This window comes from Roseovarius halophilus (ex Wu et al. 2025) (assembly GCF_047086965.1).
In genome coordinates, this window is record NZ_JBKOTX010000049.1 from 1 (window position 1) to 17,461 (window position 17,461).

Sequence of the window (17,461 nt, forward strand, 5' to 3'; positions counted from 1 at the left end):
GGGCCTGGGCCTGCGCCACGGGCGCGCCGTCGTTTTCCAGCCAGGCGCGGGCCGCGAAACTGTCACCGCGCGGCTTGGACAGCGCCCGTCCCTCGGGGCCCATGACGCCCACCAGCGCGCCGCTGTCGGCCACCAGCAGCGCGGGTCGCTCTGTGCCTGCCCAGATCACCCCGGCAAGCGCGATCGGCACAAGCCCGGCCGCCCGCCAGCGCCCCTGCCAGAGGATCACCACCAGCGCCCCCGCCGCCAGCAGCCCCAGGACCGGCGGGGCGGGGCTGTGGACATGGCCCACGGCCCCCTCCAGCCCCGCGACCCAGGCAGCCACAAAGAGTATCCAGCGAATGCCCTGCCCCATGATCCAGAGCCCCAGCGCCGACAGGCCCAGCGGCGCCAGCACCACTGCCAGGACCGCCGCCGGCATCACCACCGTGCCCATGACCGGCACCGCCAGCACATTGGCGAGCAACCCGTAGTGCGAGACCTGGTTGAAATGGGCCGCGGCGAAGGGCGCCGTGGCCAGCCCCGCCACCAACGAGGAGAGCACAACCCCGAGCACCGGGCGCAGCCAGCGGGGCAGCCACGCCAACTCGACGCGGCGCAGCAGCCCGAAGACCGCGACCAGCGCCGTGGTGGCGGCAAAGGACATCTGGAACCCCGGACCGGACAGCGCCTCGGGCCGGAGCAGCAGCACGATCATGGCGGCGATGGCCACGGCCCGCAGCGTCAGCGCCCGCCGGTCCAGCATGACGGCCACCAGCATGACGCCCACCATGATGAAGGCCCGTTCCGTTGCCACGTTGCCGCCCGACATGGCGTAATATCCCGCCGCCACCACCAGCGCACCGACGGCCGCGTATTTCTTGGCCGGGTGGCGCAGGGTGAACCCCGGCCAGAGCAGCAGCGCGTTGCGGATCACCGCGAAGACAAAGCCTGTGAGCAGCCCCATGTGCAGGCCGGAGATGGCCAGAAGATGCGCCATGTTGGCCTTGCGCAGCTCCGCGATGACATCCTGCGCCATGCCCGAGCGATCCCCCGTCATGATGGCCGCGGCGAAGGCACCGCGTTCGCCCGGCAGGGCCTCTTGCACCCGGGCGGACAGGTCCATCCGCAAACTGTAGATCGCAAGGCCCGCCGCGCCGGTCTCGGCCGGGCGGGCCAGCAGCACCGGCGTGCGGGTATAGCCCACCGCGCCCAGCCGCTCGAACCAGGCCATGCGGCGGAAATCGAAGCCCCCCGGCTCGACCGGGCCGGCCGGCGGCGAAAGATGCCCGGTCAGGATCACGGTTTGGCCCGGCGCGGGGTCGATGAACCCCTGTGTTCCGTGCAGCGAGACGCGCACCCGGACCGGGGTGCGGGCGGGCGCCATGTTCCGCAGCACCACGCGATCCAGCGTCAGGCGTTGCGCATCGCTGACCGAACGGTCGATCTCGATCACCCGGCCCTCGACGGGGCCGTAATAGCGAAAGTCCAGCACCGGTTCGGCAACGGCATGGGCGCGCACCCCGGCCACGACCAGCCCGGCCAGCACCAGCGCCGCGGCCATGGGCAGCGCCCGCAGCCCGTCGGGCATCCAGCGCCGCAGCAGAGTGCAGACCAGCGCCGCGAGGGCCAGCCCGGCATGGGCCATGGCCGCAGGCTCGACCCGCAGCCCGAAATAGAGCGCGATCCCGGCGCCGAAGAACACCGGGGACCATCCGAAAAGATGCCCCTGCTGCCCCAGCAGCCCGCGGTCCATCCATGCCAGAAGGCGCACTTGTCCCCGCCCTTCAGCCCGAGTATGCCCGCGCTGACGCTAGGACCCTACGGTTAGCGAAAGGTTAACAGGAAAGGCTCACAGGAATGGCACAGCAGAGCGCCCCCGGGCAGGTCGTCACCCGCATCGCGCCCTCGCCCACCGGCGAGATGCATATCGGGACCGCGCGCACCGCGCTGTTCAACTGGCTCTTCGCGCGCGGCCGGGGCGGCAAGTTCCTGTTGCGGATCGAGGACACCGACCGCGCCCGCTCCACCCCCGAGGCCAGCGCCGCCATCCTGCGCGGCCTCGACTGGCTGGGCCTCGATCATGACGAAGAGCCCTACAGCCAGCACGCCTGCGCCGCCCGGCACGCCGAGGTCGCCCGCGAGATGCTGGCCCGTGGCGCGGCCTACAAGTGTTTCGCAACCCCGGACGAGATCCAGGCCTTTCGCGACGAGGCCCGCGCAGCCGGCAAATCGACGCTCTACCGCTCGCCCTGGCGCGACGCGGACCCGGCCAGCCAGCCCGACGCGCCCTATGTGATCCGCGTCAAGGCCCCTCTGGCGGGCGAGACGGTGATCGACGATCAGGTCCAGGGCCCTGTCACCATCCGCAACGACCAGCTCGACGACATGGTTCTGTTGCGCTCGGACGCCAGCCCGACCTACATGCTCGCCGTTGTGGTCGACGACCATGACATGGGCGTCACCCATGTGATCCGCGGCGACGATCACCTCAACAATGCGGCCCGGCAGATGACCATCTACGCGGCCATGGGCTGGCCGCTGCCGGTCTATGCCCATATCCCGCTTATCTTCGGGCCGGACGGCAAGAAACTGTCCAAGCGCCACGGCGCGACGGGCGTGGCCGAATACCGCGACATGGGCTACCCGGCCTCCGGTATGCGCAACTATCTGGCGCGGCTGGGCTGGGCCCACGGGGACGACGAATTCTTCACCGACGACCAGGCCATGGCCTGGTTCGACCTTGACGGAATAAACAAGGCCCCGGCCCGGTTCGATTTCAAGAAGCTGTCCAATATCTGCGGCCAGCACATCGCCGCCACCACGGATGCTGCGCTGCTGCAAGACCTGGAGGATTTTCTGGCCGTCACCGGCGCCGATCCCCTGACGGCGGCCCAGCGGGACGCGATGTCGCAAGCCATGCCCAGCCTCAAGGAGCGGGCCAAGACCTATCCGGAACTTCTTGAAAAGGCGCATTTCTGCCTGGCGTCACGGCCCATCGAACCGGATGACAAGGCGGCGGGCGCGCTCGATGATGTATCCCGTGGTATACTGGGAGAATTGACGCCGCAGTTGCAAACTGCTAGCTGGACGCGAGATGCGCTGGAGGCGCTCGTGGCCGACCTTGCTCAGGCGCACGAGACAAAGCTCGGCAAGCTGGCCGGACCGCTGCGGGCGGCGCTGGCCGGGCGGACAGTGTCCCCCAGCGTCTTCGACATGATGCTCGTCCTGGGCCGCGAGGAGACCATCGCCCGCCTCCAGGACGCGACCGGCTGAAACCTTTTCGTCATGATCGGCGGATACCGAAGGCCGGACCGGTGAAAACGCGACGCCCGGCCCCCGGGCATGCCCTTGCAACAAAGGAATCCGCCATGGCCGACACTTCCAAGACCGCGACCCTGACGATCAACGGCACCGACTTCGAACTGCCCATGTTCTCGCCCACCTCGGGGCCGGATGTCGTGGACATCCGCAAGCTCTATGCCCAGGCCGGGGTCTTCACCTATGACCCGGGCTTCACCTCGACCGCCTCCTGCGACAGCACCATCACCTATATCGACGGCGACGCGGGCATCCTGACCCACCGCGGCTATCCCATCGACCAGCTCGCGGGCAAATCGCATTTCCTCGAGGTCTGCTTCCTGCTGCTCTACGGCTACCTGCCGAAGGCGGACGAGCTCGAGTCTTTCGAGACGACCGTGACGCACCACACCATGATCCACGAGCAGATGCACAACTTCTTCCGCGGCTTCCGCCGCGATGCACATCCGATGGCCACCATGGTGGGCGTCGTGGGGGCCATGTCCGCCTTCTACCACGACAGCACCGACATTTCCGACGAGCGCCAGCGCGAGATCGCCTCGTTCCGCCTGATCGCCAAGATGCCGACGATCGCGGCCATGGCCTACAAGTATTCCGTGGGCCAGCCTTTCGTCTATCCGCGCAACGATCTGGATTACGCGGCCAACTTCCTGCACATGTGCTTCTCGGTGCCGGCCGAGGAATACCAGGTCGATCCGATCCTGGCCCGGGCCATGGACCGCATCTTTACCCTGCATGCCGATCACGAACAGAACGCCTCGACCTCGACGGTGCGGCTGGCGTCAAGCTCGGGTGCCAATCCCTTTGCCTGCGTCGCCGCCGGCATAGCCTGCCTCTGGGGTCCGGCCCATGGCGGCGCCAACCAGGCCTGCCTCGAGATGCTCAAGCAGATCGGCACGCCGGACAAGATCCCCGAATATATCGCGCGGGCCAAGGACAAGGACGACCCCTTCCGCCTGATGGGCTTCGGCCATCGCGTCTACAAGAACTTCGACCCGCGGGCGAAGGTGATGAAGCAGTCCGCCGACGAGGTACTCGACTTACTGGGGATCGAGGACAACCCGACGCTCCAGGTTGCCAAGGAATTGGAAAAGGCGGCGCTGGACGATCCCTATTTCACCGAGAAGAAGCTTTTCCCGAACGTGGACTTCTATTCCGGCATCATCCTCGAGGCCATGGGCTTCCCCACCTCGATGTTCACGCCGATCTTTGCGCTGTCGCGCACGGTGGGCTGGGTCAGCCAGTGGAAGGAACAACTGTCCGATCCGCAGATGAAGATCGGCCGCCCGCGCCAACTTTACCAGGGCGAAAACCTGCGCGACTACGTGGATATCGAGAACCGCTGAGCGGGCGAGAATGCAAAAAGGTGCCGGGCTTTGCCCGGCCCTTTTCTGTGGGCGGTCCGTGACCGCGTGGCGGGTCGATCTGACCGGCGCCCGCGTTCAGCGGCCCTCGTATTTCGCCGGGCGTTTTTCAAGAAAGGCCATCACGCCCTCCTTGAAATCGCGGGTTTTGCCGCATTCGCCCTGCAATCGGGCCTCCAGCAACAATTGCTCATCCAGCGTGTTGGCCGAACTTTCGCGGATCGCCGTCTTGAGGTGGCGATAGGCCTTGGTCGGCCCCTGGGCCAGGTGCGCCACGCGGGCCGCCAGGTGGTCCTCGAACTGTGACGCCGGGACCGCCTCGTAGATCATGCCCCAGTCGGCGGCCTGCCGCCCGCTGATCTTGTCGGCGAACAGCGCCGCGCCCATGGCCTTGGCCGCGCCCATCTGGCGCGGCAGCCAGTAGGTGCCCCCCGCGTCCGGAATCAGCCCGATGCGGGTGAAGGCCTGGATGAAACTCGCCTCCTCGGCGGCGATCACCACGTCGGCGGCCAGCGCGAGGTTGGCCCCGGCCCCGGCAGCGGCACCGTGGACGGCGGCAATGGTGGGAATCGGGCAGTCGAAGATCGTGCGCAGCATCGGGACATATTCGTCCCTCAGGGTGCGTTCCAGATCGAGGCTGGCCGCGTTGCCGCCATCGCCCAGGTCTTGACCGGAACAGAAGGCATCCCCCGCACCACGGATCACCAGCACCCGGGCCTGATCGGCGGCGGCCTTGACCGCATGGGTGATCTCGGCCCGCATCTGGGTGTTGAGCGCATTCATCACCTGCGGCCGGTTCAGCGTCAGCTTTGCCGCACCCGCGGCGATCTCAAGCCGGATTGCCTGGTAGTCCATGCCCTGTGCCCTTTCCCGTGGTTTCACGGCACTCTACCGACCTGAGCGACCGGGAAAACCCGAAACCCCGCGTCAGGAGCGCATGATTTCGTCCAGGCGGGCCTGTTCGTCGGACGAGAGGTTTTCGGGCCCCTTGGCCGCGGCGCGCGCGCGCACGGAGACAAAGCCGACCCCGGCGGCGACCAGCAACAACAGCGGCCCGGCCAGCCAGAGTACCAGGTTCGCCCCCTCCTTGGGGGGGCTGAACAGGATGAATTCGCCGTAACGGTCCACCAGGAACTGCACCGCCTCTTCGTCGCTGTCCCCGGCGACAAGGCGCTCACGCAGTTTTACGCGCAGGTCGCCGCTGATCCCGGCGTTGCTCTCGTCGATGCTCTCGTTCTGGCAGACCGGACAGCGCAACCCCGCGGAGATGTCGCGCGCGCGCTGCTCCAGCACCGGATCGTCCAGCACCTCGTCGGGCTGCACCGCCCAGGCCGGGGCGGCCATCAGGGCCAGGATCAAGAGAAAATGTCTCATTCCGCGGGCACCCCGCCCGTCGGGGCCACCTTGCGTTTGGTCGCGCCGGCGGCGACGCGCAAGCGGCGGTCGGACAGGCTGAACAGCCCACCGATGGCCATGAGGATGGCGCCGCCCCAGATCCAGTTGGCAAAGGGCTTGATATAGGTGCGCACGGCCCAGCCCCCGGCGTTTTGCGGGTCCCCCATCACGAGGTAGACATCGCGCAGCACGCCATTTCGGATGCCCGCCTCAGTCGTGGGCATCTCGGCCACGGGATAAACCCGTTTCTCGGGGTGAACGACAGCGACCTCGCGCCCGTTGCGGTAGACGGCCATGTCGGCCTTGGTGGCCATGTAGTTGGGGCCCTCTTCGCGGTAGACATCGCGCAGCTCCACCTCGTGGATGCCCACTTGCCACCGGTCGCCGATGTTGGCAACGCGGATATCCTCATCCTCCCAGGCCATCAGGCCGGCCACCGCAAAAACGGTGACACCCAGCCCGCTGTGGGCAATGAACTTGCCCCAGTCAGCGCGCGGCAAGCGCGTCAGACGTCCCAGCCGCGCCGCGATCCCCTGGCGCCCGGTGCGCTGCCACAGGTCCACGGCGGCCCCCCCGACAACCCAGACCCCAAGCACCACGCCCACGGGGCCAAGCGCACTGCGCCCGGTCTGCATGGCGAAGGCCAACCCGCCGAGGGCCACGGCCAAAACGGCCATCGGCCAGAGCGGCGTCAGGGCCTTGCGCAGGCTGCCCCGCTTCCAGGCCAGGATCGCCCCCACGGGCAGGATCAGCGACAGCAGGACGAAGAAGGGCGAGAAGGCCGCGTTGAAGAAGGGCGCCCCGACCGAGAGCACCCGGCCCAGCACCATTTCGGCGAAGACGGGCCAGAGCGTGCCGACGAAGACGACGAAGGCCGAGACCGCGAGCAACACGTTGTTGGCCACCAGCGCGCTTTCACGGCTGACCATGGAGAAGACGCCCTTGGCCTCCATCGCCGAGGCGCGCAGGGCGAAAAGCGTGAGCGCCGCCCCCACGAAGCCGCCGAAGATCATCAGGATGAAGACCCCGCGCTCGGGATCGTTGGCAAAGGCATGCACCGAGGTCAGCACGCCCGAGCGCACGATGAAGGTGCCCAGCAGCGAGAAGCCGAAGGCGAGAATGGCCAGCAGGATCGTCCAGGCCTTCAGCGCCTCGCGCTTTTCCACCACGATGGCAGAGTGCAACAGCGCCGTAGCCAGCAGCCAGGGCATGAAACTGGCATTCTCGACCGGGTCCCAGAACCAGAAGCCGCCCCAGCCCAGCTCGTAATAGGCCCACCAGGAGCCAAGCCCGATGCCCACTGTCAGGAACAACCAGGCCGCCAGCGTCCAGGGCCGCACCCAGCGGCCCCAGGCGGCATCCACCTTGCCTTCCAGCAGGGCGGCGATGGCGAAGGAGAAGGTCATCGAGAGACCCACGTAGCCGAGGTAGAGGAACGGTGGATGGAAGGCCAGGCCGGGGTCTTGCAGCAGCGGGTTGAGGTCCTGCCCGTCGAAGGGCGGCGCCTGCATGCGCAGGAAAGGGTTCGAGGTCAGCAGGATGAAGGCATAGAAGGCGACGGACACCAGCCCCTGCACGCCCAGAACCCGTGCGCGCAGCGAGACAGGCAGGTTGCTGCCGAACCAGCTGGCACAGGCCCCGAACAGCGCCAGGATCAGCACCCAGAGCAGCATCGACCCCTCGTGATTGCCCCAGACGCCGGTTATCTTGTAGAGCATCGGCTTGTCGGAATGCGAGTTCAGGAAGACCAGCCGCAGCGAAAAATCCGAGACCACGAAGGCATAGGTCAGCGCCGCGAAGGAAAACCCCACGAGGATGAATTGCAGCGTCGCGGCCGGGTCGCCAAGGACCATCCAGCTGCGCCATCCCTTGTGGGCGCCCACAAGCGGAACGGCGGTTTGAACGACGGCCACAAGGGCGGCGAGAATCAGGGCGAAGTGTCCGATTTCTGTAATCATGGGCGGCAGTATAGCTTCTGCACCATGGCCCGCCAGAGTCAGTTTTCGGTCAAAGCGTCACGGTTCCGTGGTGGCCGCGGCCCGCGAAGGAACGCGTCCCTGCCATTCGGCCAACGCCGGATTGGGCGCGGCGTCGATCACCGGGGCCATATCGCCCTGCTGCGGGCCGTCGGAGGCCCCGGCGCGCAGGGCCTCCAGCCGCGCGGCGTTGTCGATCACCCCGGGCACCTGCGAAAGGCTCTGGGCGATCGAGGACTGGAAGCGCTGCGAATGGGCCTGGTGGCGCGCCCCGAAATAGAAACTGACGATGGCCCCCATGAGCCACCACAGCGGCTCGGGCACCACGGCGATCCCCTGCATCCGGCTGGCGAACCACAACGGGTCCACCATGGCCACCACGAAAAGGCCGATGGTCCCGAAGGCCAGCAGCGGCCGCGGCAGACGGTTGAGCCCGTTGATGAAGCGGTCGAACCGACCCGGGCGGGGGCGCTGGAATTCCTCGGCGAACTGCCGCAGCGTCTCGCGGCGCAGCTCCGCCTCGCGGCTGGCGGCCCCTTCGGCATTCTCTCGAAAGACCTCGGCCGTCTCGCGGATCACGTTGCGCCCATCGTCGAAGAACAGGGCGAAGACACGTTCGATCAGCCCCATGCCGCGACCCTTTCCTGATGCTGGGCCTCGCTGAGGTGAAAGCGCGGCGAGATGAATTCTTCGGCGCGGCGAATCCAGCCGCCCTTGCCGCCGTCACGACGCCGCGCGTATTTCCGCGACGCCGGGCGGCGGTCGGCCAGCGCGTAATAGTAGTTGCGCCGCGCGATCCCGTAGGCATCGGCAAAGTGGCCCGGCGCGGCCGCCTGGGCATCACGGGCAGCGGCGATGGTCTGCGGCCCGATCACCCCGTCGACATCAACAGTGATCCGCATGTCGTTGAGAAGACGTTGCAATATGCGCACCGCATTGGTGCCCGCGTTGACATACATATCGAAAACCGATGCCTGTATTTCCTCGGGCAAGCGGTCGATCCGGGTCTTATGGTAGTAGTGGCGCACGAAGATCTCGATGGCCTGCGCGCGCGGCAGGGCGCGCACGTCGGCGGCGGTCACCTGTCCGTCGCCGTCCAGGTCCAGCCCCAGCCGGCGCATCGTATGGATCGTGACCCCGTGATTGGTCTCCCCGCCGGGATCGTCGGGGTCGTTCACATAGCCTCCCTCGCGGGCGACGATGTCTTCGGCAATCTCTTGAACGCTCTGCATGGCCTTTTCCCCAGTTGACTGCGGGAAAAGGCTGCGCGTGCGGGGTTAATTGATTGCTGCCGCCCCGTCCTGATGCTGGTAGACACCCTGCTCCTTGAGGCTGTCGACCAGTTCGGCCGGCATATAGTCTTCGTCATGTTTGGCAAGGATTTCAACGGCTTCAAAGGTGCCGTTCACATAGCGCCCCTGCCCGACCATGCCCTGGCCCTCTTCGAACAGGTCCGGCAGGATGCCATCAAAGGCGACAGGCACCGTACCCCCGCCATCAGAGACCTCGAAGCGCACCTTCGTGCCCTCGCCGCGCCGGATCGACCCCTCCGTGACCAGCCCGCCGATGCGGAACAACTCGTTCTCGGCCGGGGGTTCGGCCAGCACCTCGGAGGGCGAGCGGAAGAACGCTATGCCGTCGCGGAACCCGTAGCCGACCAGGGCGGAGGACAAGGCCAGGGCCACGAAGGCCACCATGATCACCTGGATGCGGCGTTGTTTCTTGAGCGATTTCATACCGGCCATGTTCTTGCCCTTTTACGGATAGAGCGGGGCCAGCATCAGGCCCACGGCTTCATCAAGCCCCAGCATCAGGTTGGCATTCTGGATCGCCTGCCCGCTGGAGCCCTTGGTCAGATTGTCGATCACGCCAACGATTATAGCATGATTCGCGCGCCGGTCTGCCACAACTCCGATATGGCAGTGGTTCGACCCGCGCACCTCTTTCATGGCCGGAACCTGCCCCATGGGCAGAACCTGCAGGAAGGGTTCCTCGGCGTAGCGGTCGGCAAGCGTCCGGTGCACCTGCGCGGCCTCGCCCTCGACATAGGCCGTGGCCAGGATACCGCGGCTGGCGGGCACAAGATGCGGGGTGAACTGCACCTCGACCTTTCGGCCTGCGGCGGCGGAAAACTCCTGGTCGAACTCGCCAAGGTGACGGTGGGTGCCGCCCACGGCATAGGCGCTGACATTTTCCACCATCTCGGCGGTGAGCAGGTGTTCCTTTGCCGCCCGCCCCGCGCCCGAGGCCCCGACCTTGAGGTCCAGGATGATACGGTCGAGGTCGATCACCCCTGCCTCGATCAGCGGGCGCAGGATGAATTGACCGGTCGCGGCATTGCAGCCCGTGCCGGCCACCAGCCGCGCCCCGGCGATCCGGTCGCGGTAGAACTCGGTCAGGCCATAGACCGCCTCTCGCTGCAGCTCGGGCGCGGCATGGGGCTTGCCGTACCAGGTTTCATAGGCTGCCGGGTCGCGCAGGCGAAAATCGGCGGAGAGGTCCACGACCTTCACATGCGCCGGCAGATCGGCCACGACCGCCTGCGAGGTCGCATGCGGCAGGGCACAGAAGGCCAGGTCGATGCCGGTGAAATCCACCGCGTCAATCGTGGTCAGGCGCGGCAGGTCCAGGTGGCGCAGGTGCGGATAGACCTCGGCCATGGCCAGCCCGGCCTTGGAGTTGCCCGACAGCGCGCCGATCTCCAGCGCCGGATGGCTGGCGATCAGGCGGACAAGCTCTGCGCCGGTATAGCCGGACGCCCCGAGAATCGCGACTTTGTGGGTCATGTCAGTCCTTTGTCAGACAGGAGGTATGGGCTGGCGGCGCGGCGCGCAAGGCGGCATCACGCCGCGTCAAAAACGGTTTCGCGTCGCAGGAATCGCGTCGCCCCGGCCGAGACCTTTCCGGGGTCGCCCGTGGTCAGGAACCCGCCCGTCTCGCCCGGGCCGATCATGGCCGGATGACGCTCAAGGTAATCGGCCAGGCTTTCGGCCACCAGGTTGGCCTGGCTGAAGACCTGCACATCGGGGCCGAGGGCGGCCTGGAACTGCGCCTGCATGATCGGGTAATGGGTGCAGCCGAGGATGGCGGCATCCGGGTCCGGCATCTTGCGCTTGAGGGCATCCACATGAGAGCTGACCAGCGCCTCGGCCAATATCATGTCGCCCTCTTCGATGGCATCGACGACCCCGCCGCAGGCCTGCGCCTCGACATCCACACCGATGGCGCGGAAGGCCAGTTCGCGCTGGAACGCGCGGCTCGAGACCGTGGCGGGCGTGGCAAAAAGCGCCACATGCTTGACGGCGACCTCCCGCGGGGGGGAATTGTCGCCCCACTTGCGTTCGGTCAACGCCTCGATCAGCGGCACGAAGACCCCCAGCACCCGCTTGTCGCGCGGCACCCAGCCGTCCTGCATCCGGCGCAGGGCGGCGGCGCTGGCGGTGTTGCAGGCCAGGATCACCAGATCGCAGCCCGCGTCGAACAGGCGCTGCACGCCGGCAGTGGTCAGCTCATAGATGTCCTGCGCATCACGCACGCCATAGGGCGTGTGCGCGCTGTCGGCATAGTAGACGAAGGGCACATCCGGCAGGCGCTTTTGCACCGCGTCGAAAACCGTCAGCCCGCCCAGACCGCTGTCAAAGATGCCCACCGCCATTGTCGCCTGTCCCGCCTGCCCTTGCCTTGTGCCTGTCCTCGTATTCGAACCCGATGGCATCGGCGGCCAGCGGGCTTGGCGAAAGCTCATACGTCGCCTTGCGCAGGAAATCCATCATGGCTTTCGGATCGGAACGCAAGGGGTCAAGCCGCGCGGCGGGAATGGGCTGTCCGATCACGACGCGCACGGTGCTGCCCACCCGGGCGCGGAATTCGCGGATCAGCAGCCCCATGCGCAGGGTGTAGTGCAGGTGGCTGGCCAGCTGGAACAGGCGGCTGTTGTGGCCCTCGAAATAGATCGGCACCACCTGCGCGTCGGACCGGGCGATCATCTTGGCGGTAAAGGTGCGCCACGCCGGGTCCATGGGCCGGGCGAAGGGCTTGACCGAGGTGCTGACCGTGCCGCCGGGAAAGATGCCGATGGCCCCGCCCTGCCCGAGATAGCGCAGCGCCTCCTTGCGGGTGTCCATGTTGCGGCGGGCGGCCTCTTTCGTCTCGTCGAAGTCGATGGGCAGGATGACCCGCTCGAGATCGGGCGACTTGCGAAAGACCTTGTGCGCCAGCACCCGGAAATCCCCTGCCCGGCACTGCGACAGGGTGCGCCCCAGCATCAGCCCGTCAAGGATGCCGTAGGGGTGGTTCGCCACCAGTACCAGCGGGCCCTCGGCGGGGATGTCCTCGAGGCTGCCGCCCACGACCTCCAGCCGGATGCGGTAGCGCTCGCAGATCACCTGCCAGAAATCGCGGCCCTCGGCGACCTCCTCGGCATAGCCACGCACCTTGCGGATCAGCCGCAGCCGCCCGGTGGCGTTCTCCATCACGCGGATCATGGCCCGCCCCCCGCGCGAGCGGGCGGAATGGGCATAGGAAATGTCGCGGGCTATCTGCTTGTCGCTCATCTCGGGATCGGCGGGTTTGTCCTGTCGGGCGGGGTCTGGCGATACTAGGCAGCCGCCGCGGCAATCGCCAGCCCGAAGGGCGTTTTGACATCAAACTGTTACTCGGCGGCCCGTTTTTCCCGCTCGGGCGCGCGCAGCACGGCCAGCAGTTCCTCGCGCCGTTTCGCGGCCTTGTCCGCGTTGGCCTGTTTCACCGGCCCGAAGCCGCGGATGGACAGCGGCAGCTCGGCTAGCGCGAGGGCGGCCTCTTGCGTGTCGCGGCGCATCAGGCGCAGGGCCTCGTCCATGTCGGCCTCGTATTGCGCGATCAGGCCGCGTTCCATGCGCCGCTCGGCGGTGCGCCCGAAGGGATCGGCCCAGGTGCCGCGCAGGCGCTTGAGCCGCGCCAGCAGCGGAAACAGCCGCCGCAGGGTCGCCTCGCGGAAGGCGCGTTTCTGCGGCCGCCCGTCCGAGTCCGCCTTGCTCAGCCCCGGCGGGGCCAGATGGTAGGTCAGCTTGATGTCACTGCCAAGTTCGGCCTCGGCCTTGGCGCGGGTTTCAAGGTGCAGGCGCGCGACCTCGTATTCGTCCTTGTAGGCCAGCAGCTTGTGATAGCCCTTGGCCACAGACTCTTTCAAAGGCCCGTCAAAGCGGGCGACGAAATCGGTGTAGCGTTTCGCATAGGCGGCATCCTGATAGGCGGTCAGATGCGCAGCGCGATAGGCGATCTGCTCATCCGGGGTTTTCGGCTTCTCGACCACCTTGTCCTCCAGCAGCGCCGCCGCCTCGTCGGGGTGCAGCACGGCCCAGCGGCCATAGTCGAAGGCCCGGGTGTTGCGCGCGACCGCGGCGCCGTTGAGCGCGATGGCGCGCTTGATCGCCGCCTCCGAGACGGGAATGCCGCCCATCTGCCAGCAGGCGCCGAAGATCAGCATGTTGGAATAGATCGCATCGCCCAGCAGGTGGCTGGCCAGTTCGTTCGCGTCGAACATCGCCAGCCGGTCTTGCAGACGCGCCTGCAGCGCCAGTTTCAAGCGGTCGGTCGGCAGCGTGAAGTCCGTGTCGCGGGTGAAATCGCCGGTCATGACCTCATGCGCGTTCACCACCGCGCGGGTGCGGCCCGGCGTCGTCAGGCCCAGCGTCCTGGCCCCGGCGCTGACCACAAGGTCGCCACCGATCAGCGTATCGCATTCCCCGATCGCCACGCGGATCGCGGCGATGTCCCGGGCCTCTTCGGCGATGCGGCAATGGATGTGCACCGCGCCGCCCTTCTGCGCGAGGCCCGCCATCTCCATCATGCCGGCCGCCTTGCCGTCGACATGGGCGGCCATGGCCAGCACCGCGCCGATGGTCACCACGCCGGTGCCGCCCACGCCGGTGATGACGACGTTGTGCGTGCCCTCGATCACCGGCAGCGCGGGCGCGGGCAACGCGGGCAAGTCCAGCCCCACGCCCTCGTCGCGGCGCAGCTGCGCGCCCTCGACGGTCACGAAGCTGGGGCAGAACCCCTTGAGGCAGGAGAAATCCTTGTTGCAGCTTGACTGGTCGATGGCGCGCTTGCGGCCCAGTTCGGTTTCCACCGGCACGATCGAGACGCAGTTCGACTGCACCCCGCAATCGCCGCAGCCCTCGCAAACATCGGTGTTGATGAAGACGCGGCGGTCGGGATCGGGAAACTGGCCGCGCTTGCGGCGGCGACGTTTCTCGGCGGCGCAGGTCTGGACATAGACGATTGCCGAGACCCCGGGCACCTGCGCCATGCCGCGCTGCACGGCGTCCATGTCGGCGCGGTCATGCACATGAACACCGGCGGGCAGGCTGTGGATGTCGAAGCCTTCCTTGGGATCATGCACCACGGCCACGTCGCGCAGGCCCATGGCCAGCAACTCGCGGCAGATCTGGTCCGGGCCGAGGTCGCCGTCGTTCTTCTGGCCGCCGGTCATGGCGACCGCGTCATTATACAGGATCTTGTAGGTGATGTTGGTGCCGGCCATCAGCGCGAAGCGGATCGCCTGAACGCCGGAATGGTTGTAGGTGCCATCCCCGAGGTTCTGGAAAACATGGGCGCGCGTCGAGAACGGCGCCTCGCCCACCCAGTTCGCCCCCTCGCCACCCATCTGGGTAAAGCCGACGGTGTCGCGGTCCATCCATTGCACCATGTAGTGACAGCCGATCCCGGCATAGGCGCGCGCGCCTTCCGGCACCTTGGTCGAACTGTTGTGCGGGCAGCCCGAGCAATAGTAGGGCAGTCGGGCCGCGATCTCCTCGGCGTTGTCGGCGCGGCGGGCCTCGGCGAGCTTGGCCAGCGCGCCCTCGATGGCGTCGGTGCGGCGGCCCTCTTCGATGAGCACCGCGCCCAGCTTCTCGGCCACCCAGATCGGGTCGAGCGCATAGCGGGTCGGGAACAGTTCCTCGCGCCGGTCGCCGACATAGGCGTTGCCCTTGTGCCAGCCGTAGACGCGCCGTCCTTGACGGTCGTCGAAGATCGCCTCCTTGACCTGCACCTCGATCAGCTTGCGCTTTTCCTCGACGCAGATGATCAGGTCCAGCCCCTCGGCCCAGTCGTGAAAGCCGATCATGTCCATGGGCCAGACCTGCCCGACCTTGTAGGTGGTGATCCCCAGCCGTTCGGCCTCGGCCGCGTCGATGCCCAGCAGCGACAGGGCGTGCTGCAGATCCAGCCAGTTCTTGCCCGCGGCCACCAGCCCGATCTTCGCGCCCGGTTTACCCCAGACCCGCCGGTCCATGCCATTGGCGTGCGAAAAGGCCTCGGCGGCGAACCGCTTGTGGTCGATCATCCGTGCCTCTTGCGCCACTGGCGTGTCGATCAGGCGGATGTTCAGGCCCCCCTCGGGCATGGGAAAATCGGGTGTGACGAAGGACTGGCGGAAGGGGTCACCATCCACGACGCTGGTGACCTCGATGGTGTCCTTCATCGTCTTGAGGCCGACCCAGACCCCGGCAAAGCGGCTCAGCGCCCAGCCGTAAAGCCCGTAATCGAGGATTTCCTGCACCCCGGCGGGGCTGACGATGGGCATGTAGGCATCCACCATGGCCCAGTCGGACTGGTGCAGCGTGGTGCTGCTTTCGCCGGTGTGATCGTCCCCCATGGCCATCAGGACGCCGCCATTTGGCGCGGTTCCGGCCATGTTGGCATGGCGCATGACATCGCCCGAGCGGTCCACGCCGGGGCCCTTGCCATACCACAGGCCGAAGACGCCATCATGGCGCCCCTCGCCGCGCAGCTCCGCCTGCTGGCTGCCCCAGAGCGCGGTCGCGGCGAGATCCTCGTTCAGCCCCGGCTGGAACCGCACCTGCGCGGCGGCCAGTTCCTTTTCGGCGCGCTGCATCTGCAGGTCCACCGACCCCAGCGGCGAGCCGCGATAGCCCGTCACGTAGCCCGCGGTCTCGAGCCCCGCCGCGGCATCGCGCGCGCGTTGCATCAGCATTAGCCGCACCAGCGCCTGGGTGCCGTTGAGCAGCACCGGCGATTTCGAAAGATCGAACCGGTCGGACAGGGATATCTCCTGCAGGCTCATTGGGCACCTCCTCGCATCCGTTGAGCGTTACGACAGTATAGGTCACAAACACTGACCTACAAAGGACGAACTGCGCGACAATGCCCTTTGCAAAGACCATAGCACGCGGTGTAATGACCAACAGGAACTGGCGGCGCAGGCTTTCCGGAAGGAATGGCGATGGACTGGGACAAGCTGAGAATCTTTCACGCGGTGGCCGATGCGGGCAGCTTGACCCATGCCGGCGACATGCTGCACCTGAGCCAATCGGCGGTCTCGCGCCAGATCCGCGCGCTGGAGGAGTCGCTCAACACCACCCTGTTTCACCGCCACGCGCGGGGGCTGATTCTCACCGAGCAGGGCGAGTTGCTCTTCGATGCGACCCGGGCCATGAGCCGCCGACTCGATGCCGCCTCGGCCCGGATAAAGGACAGCGAGGAAGAGGTCTTCGGTGAGCTCAAGGTCACGACGACCACCGGCTTCGGCACACTCTGGCTGGCGCCGCGCCTGCCCACGCTCTATGCCAAGTACCCTGACCTGAACATCGACCTGATGCTCGAGGAACGGGTGCTGGACCTGCCCATGCGCGAGGCCGATGTGGCCATCCGCATGAAAGAACCCAGCCAGGCCGACCTGATCCGCAAGCGGCTGATGTCGGTCAGGATGCGGCTTTATGCGACGGATGCCTACCTTGATGCCGCCGGCCCAATCGGTCGGCTGGACCAGATCGGCGCCCATCGGCTGATCTGCCAGAGCCCGAACGCCTTTCAGGTGGCGGCAGGTGCGACACTCGTGCAACACCTGCTGACCTACGACACGCCAAAGCTGCTCCATGTGAACAACTATTTCGGGGTGCTTCAGGCGGTGCAATCGGACCTCGGAATCGGCGTCCTTCCGGACTACGTGGCCGAGTTCACGCCCCGCCTGCGTCGCGTGCTGCCCGAGGTCGAGAGCGGCGAAGTCCCTGTTTTTCTTGCCTATCCCGAGGAGCTGCGCCAATCCAAGCGGGTCATGGCCTTCCGCGATTTCGTGCAGGAGGAAATCCTCGCCCATCGCCGCCGCGCGCGCGCTGAAACCGCCTGATCGCGGCTGCGGCCCCTTCCAAGTGCGCGCTATGCAAAATACTCATACCCGTGATGTGAAGGCGTTGCAGCAATAGGCATTGCGCGAGTCGGGACTGCTGCCTAAATCGTCTTGTGAAGCGGGTGATGCTGAAAAGCTCATCATCTTCATACCTCCCTGTTGGACTTCGCCGGGCCTTTTGGCCCGGCTTTTTTTCGTCCGCCGCCAGGGTCAGGCGGAAACGCGCAGCCCGGCGGCCGGCCAAGCTGGAAAGATCGCCGCGTTCCGCGCCCGGCCCGCATTGCCCAGCACCG

The 17,461-nt window shown here is 66.9% G+C and carries 14 protein-coding genes; 3 read left to right on the forward strand and 11 right to left on the reverse strand.

What is annotated here, in order from left to right; translation table 11 throughout:
* A partial coding sequence (locus tag ACH107_RS11995) for a ComEC/Rec2 family competence protein (RefSeq protein ID WP_412506068.1) occupies positions 1-1,753 on the reverse strand: 1,753 nt, incomplete at its 3' end.
* 86 nt (positions 1,754-1,839) lie between these two features.
* Between ACH107_RS11995 and gltX the strand changes: the two genes are divergently transcribed.
* Positions 1,840-3,255, forward strand: a complete 1,416-nt coding sequence (gltX, locus tag ACH107_RS12000) for a glutamate--tRNA ligase (protein ID WP_412506069.1) — start codon at positions 1,840-1,842, stop codon at positions 3,253-3,255.
* Between the two features lie 95 nt (positions 3,256-3,350).
* Positions 3,351-4,646, forward strand: coding sequence for a citrate synthase (locus ACH107_RS12005; RefSeq protein WP_310690986.1), 1,296 nt, complete (start codon positions 3,351-3,353; stop codon positions 4,644-4,646).
* A 96-nt stretch (positions 4,647-4,742) separates the two neighbouring features.
* Here ACH107_RS12005 and ACH107_RS12010 read toward each other — a convergent pair whose 3' ends face one another.
* The 10 genes from ACH107_RS12010 to ACH107_RS12055 all read right to left on the reverse strand — a co-directional run bounded on the left by ACH107_RS12010 (position 4,743) and on the right by ACH107_RS12055 (position 16,106).
* Positions 4,743-5,519, reverse strand: coding sequence for an enoyl-CoA hydratase-related protein (locus ACH107_RS12010; RefSeq protein WP_310702810.1), 777 nt, complete (start codon positions 5,517-5,519; stop codon positions 4,743-4,745).
* A 72-nt stretch (positions 5,520-5,591) separates the two neighbouring features.
* Positions 5,592-6,038, reverse strand: coding sequence for a cytochrome c-type biogenesis protein CcmH (locus ACH107_RS12015; RefSeq protein WP_412506070.1), 447 nt, complete (start codon positions 6,036-6,038; stop codon positions 5,592-5,594).
* The gene (locus tag ACH107_RS12020; protein WP_412506071.1) at positions 6,035-8,017 is read right to left on the reverse strand and encodes a heme lyase CcmF/NrfE family subunit; all 1,983 of its coding nucleotides are present in this window, start codon (positions 8,015-8,017) and stop codon (positions 6,035-6,037) included. Before ACH107_RS12020 ends, ACH107_RS12015 begins: the two co-directional genes overlap by 4 nt.
* Positions 8,018-8,074: 57 nt before the next feature.
* Complete coding sequence (locus tag ACH107_RS12025; RefSeq protein WP_310690982.1) at positions 8,075-8,665, reverse strand: holin family protein; 591 nt, start codon at positions 8,663-8,665, stop codon at positions 8,075-8,077.
* Positions 8,656-9,267, reverse strand: coding sequence for a holin-associated N-acetylmuramidase (locus ACH107_RS12030; RefSeq protein WP_412506072.1), 612 nt, complete (start codon positions 9,265-9,267; stop codon positions 8,656-8,658). The genes ACH107_RS12025 and ACH107_RS12030 overlap by 10 nt, the downstream gene beginning before the upstream one ends.
* A 45-nt stretch (positions 9,268-9,312) precedes the next feature.
* Positions 9,313-9,771: a cytochrome c maturation protein CcmE gene (gene ccmE, locus ACH107_RS12035; protein WP_310690989.1), complete on the reverse strand. Its 459-nt coding sequence runs from the start codon at positions 9,769-9,771 to the stop codon at positions 9,313-9,315.
* Positions 9,772-9,792: 21 nt separating this feature from the next.
* Positions 9,793-10,821: an N-acetyl-gamma-glutamyl-phosphate reductase gene (gene argC, locus ACH107_RS12040; protein ID WP_412506073.1), complete on the reverse strand. Its 1,029-nt coding sequence runs from the start codon at positions 10,819-10,821 to the stop codon at positions 9,793-9,795.
* A gap of 56 nt (positions 10,822-10,877) precedes the next feature.
* Positions 10,878-11,690, reverse strand: coding sequence for a glutamate racemase (locus tag ACH107_RS12045; protein ID WP_412506074.1), 813 nt, complete (start codon positions 11,688-11,690; stop codon positions 10,878-10,880).
* Positions 11,671-12,588, reverse strand: a complete 918-nt coding sequence (locus ACH107_RS12050) for a lysophospholipid acyltransferase family protein (protein WP_412506075.1) — start codon at positions 12,586-12,588, stop codon at positions 11,671-11,673. The genes ACH107_RS12045 and ACH107_RS12050 overlap by 20 nt, the downstream gene beginning before the upstream one ends.
* A 98-nt stretch (positions 12,589-12,686) precedes the next feature.
* A complete protein-coding gene (locus tag ACH107_RS12055) occupies positions 12,687-16,106 on the reverse strand; it encodes an indolepyruvate ferredoxin oxidoreductase family protein (RefSeq protein WP_412506076.1) in 3,420 nt (1,139 codons plus the stop codon).
* Between the two features lie 159 nt (positions 16,107-16,265).
* On the opposite strand from ACH107_RS12055, the gene ACH107_RS12060 reads away from it, so the two are divergent.
* A complete protein-coding gene (locus ACH107_RS12060; RefSeq protein WP_310690976.1) occupies positions 16,266-17,168 on the forward strand; it encodes a LysR family transcriptional regulator in 903 nt (300 codons plus the stop codon).
* Positions 17,169-17,461 lie beyond the last annotated feature (293 nt).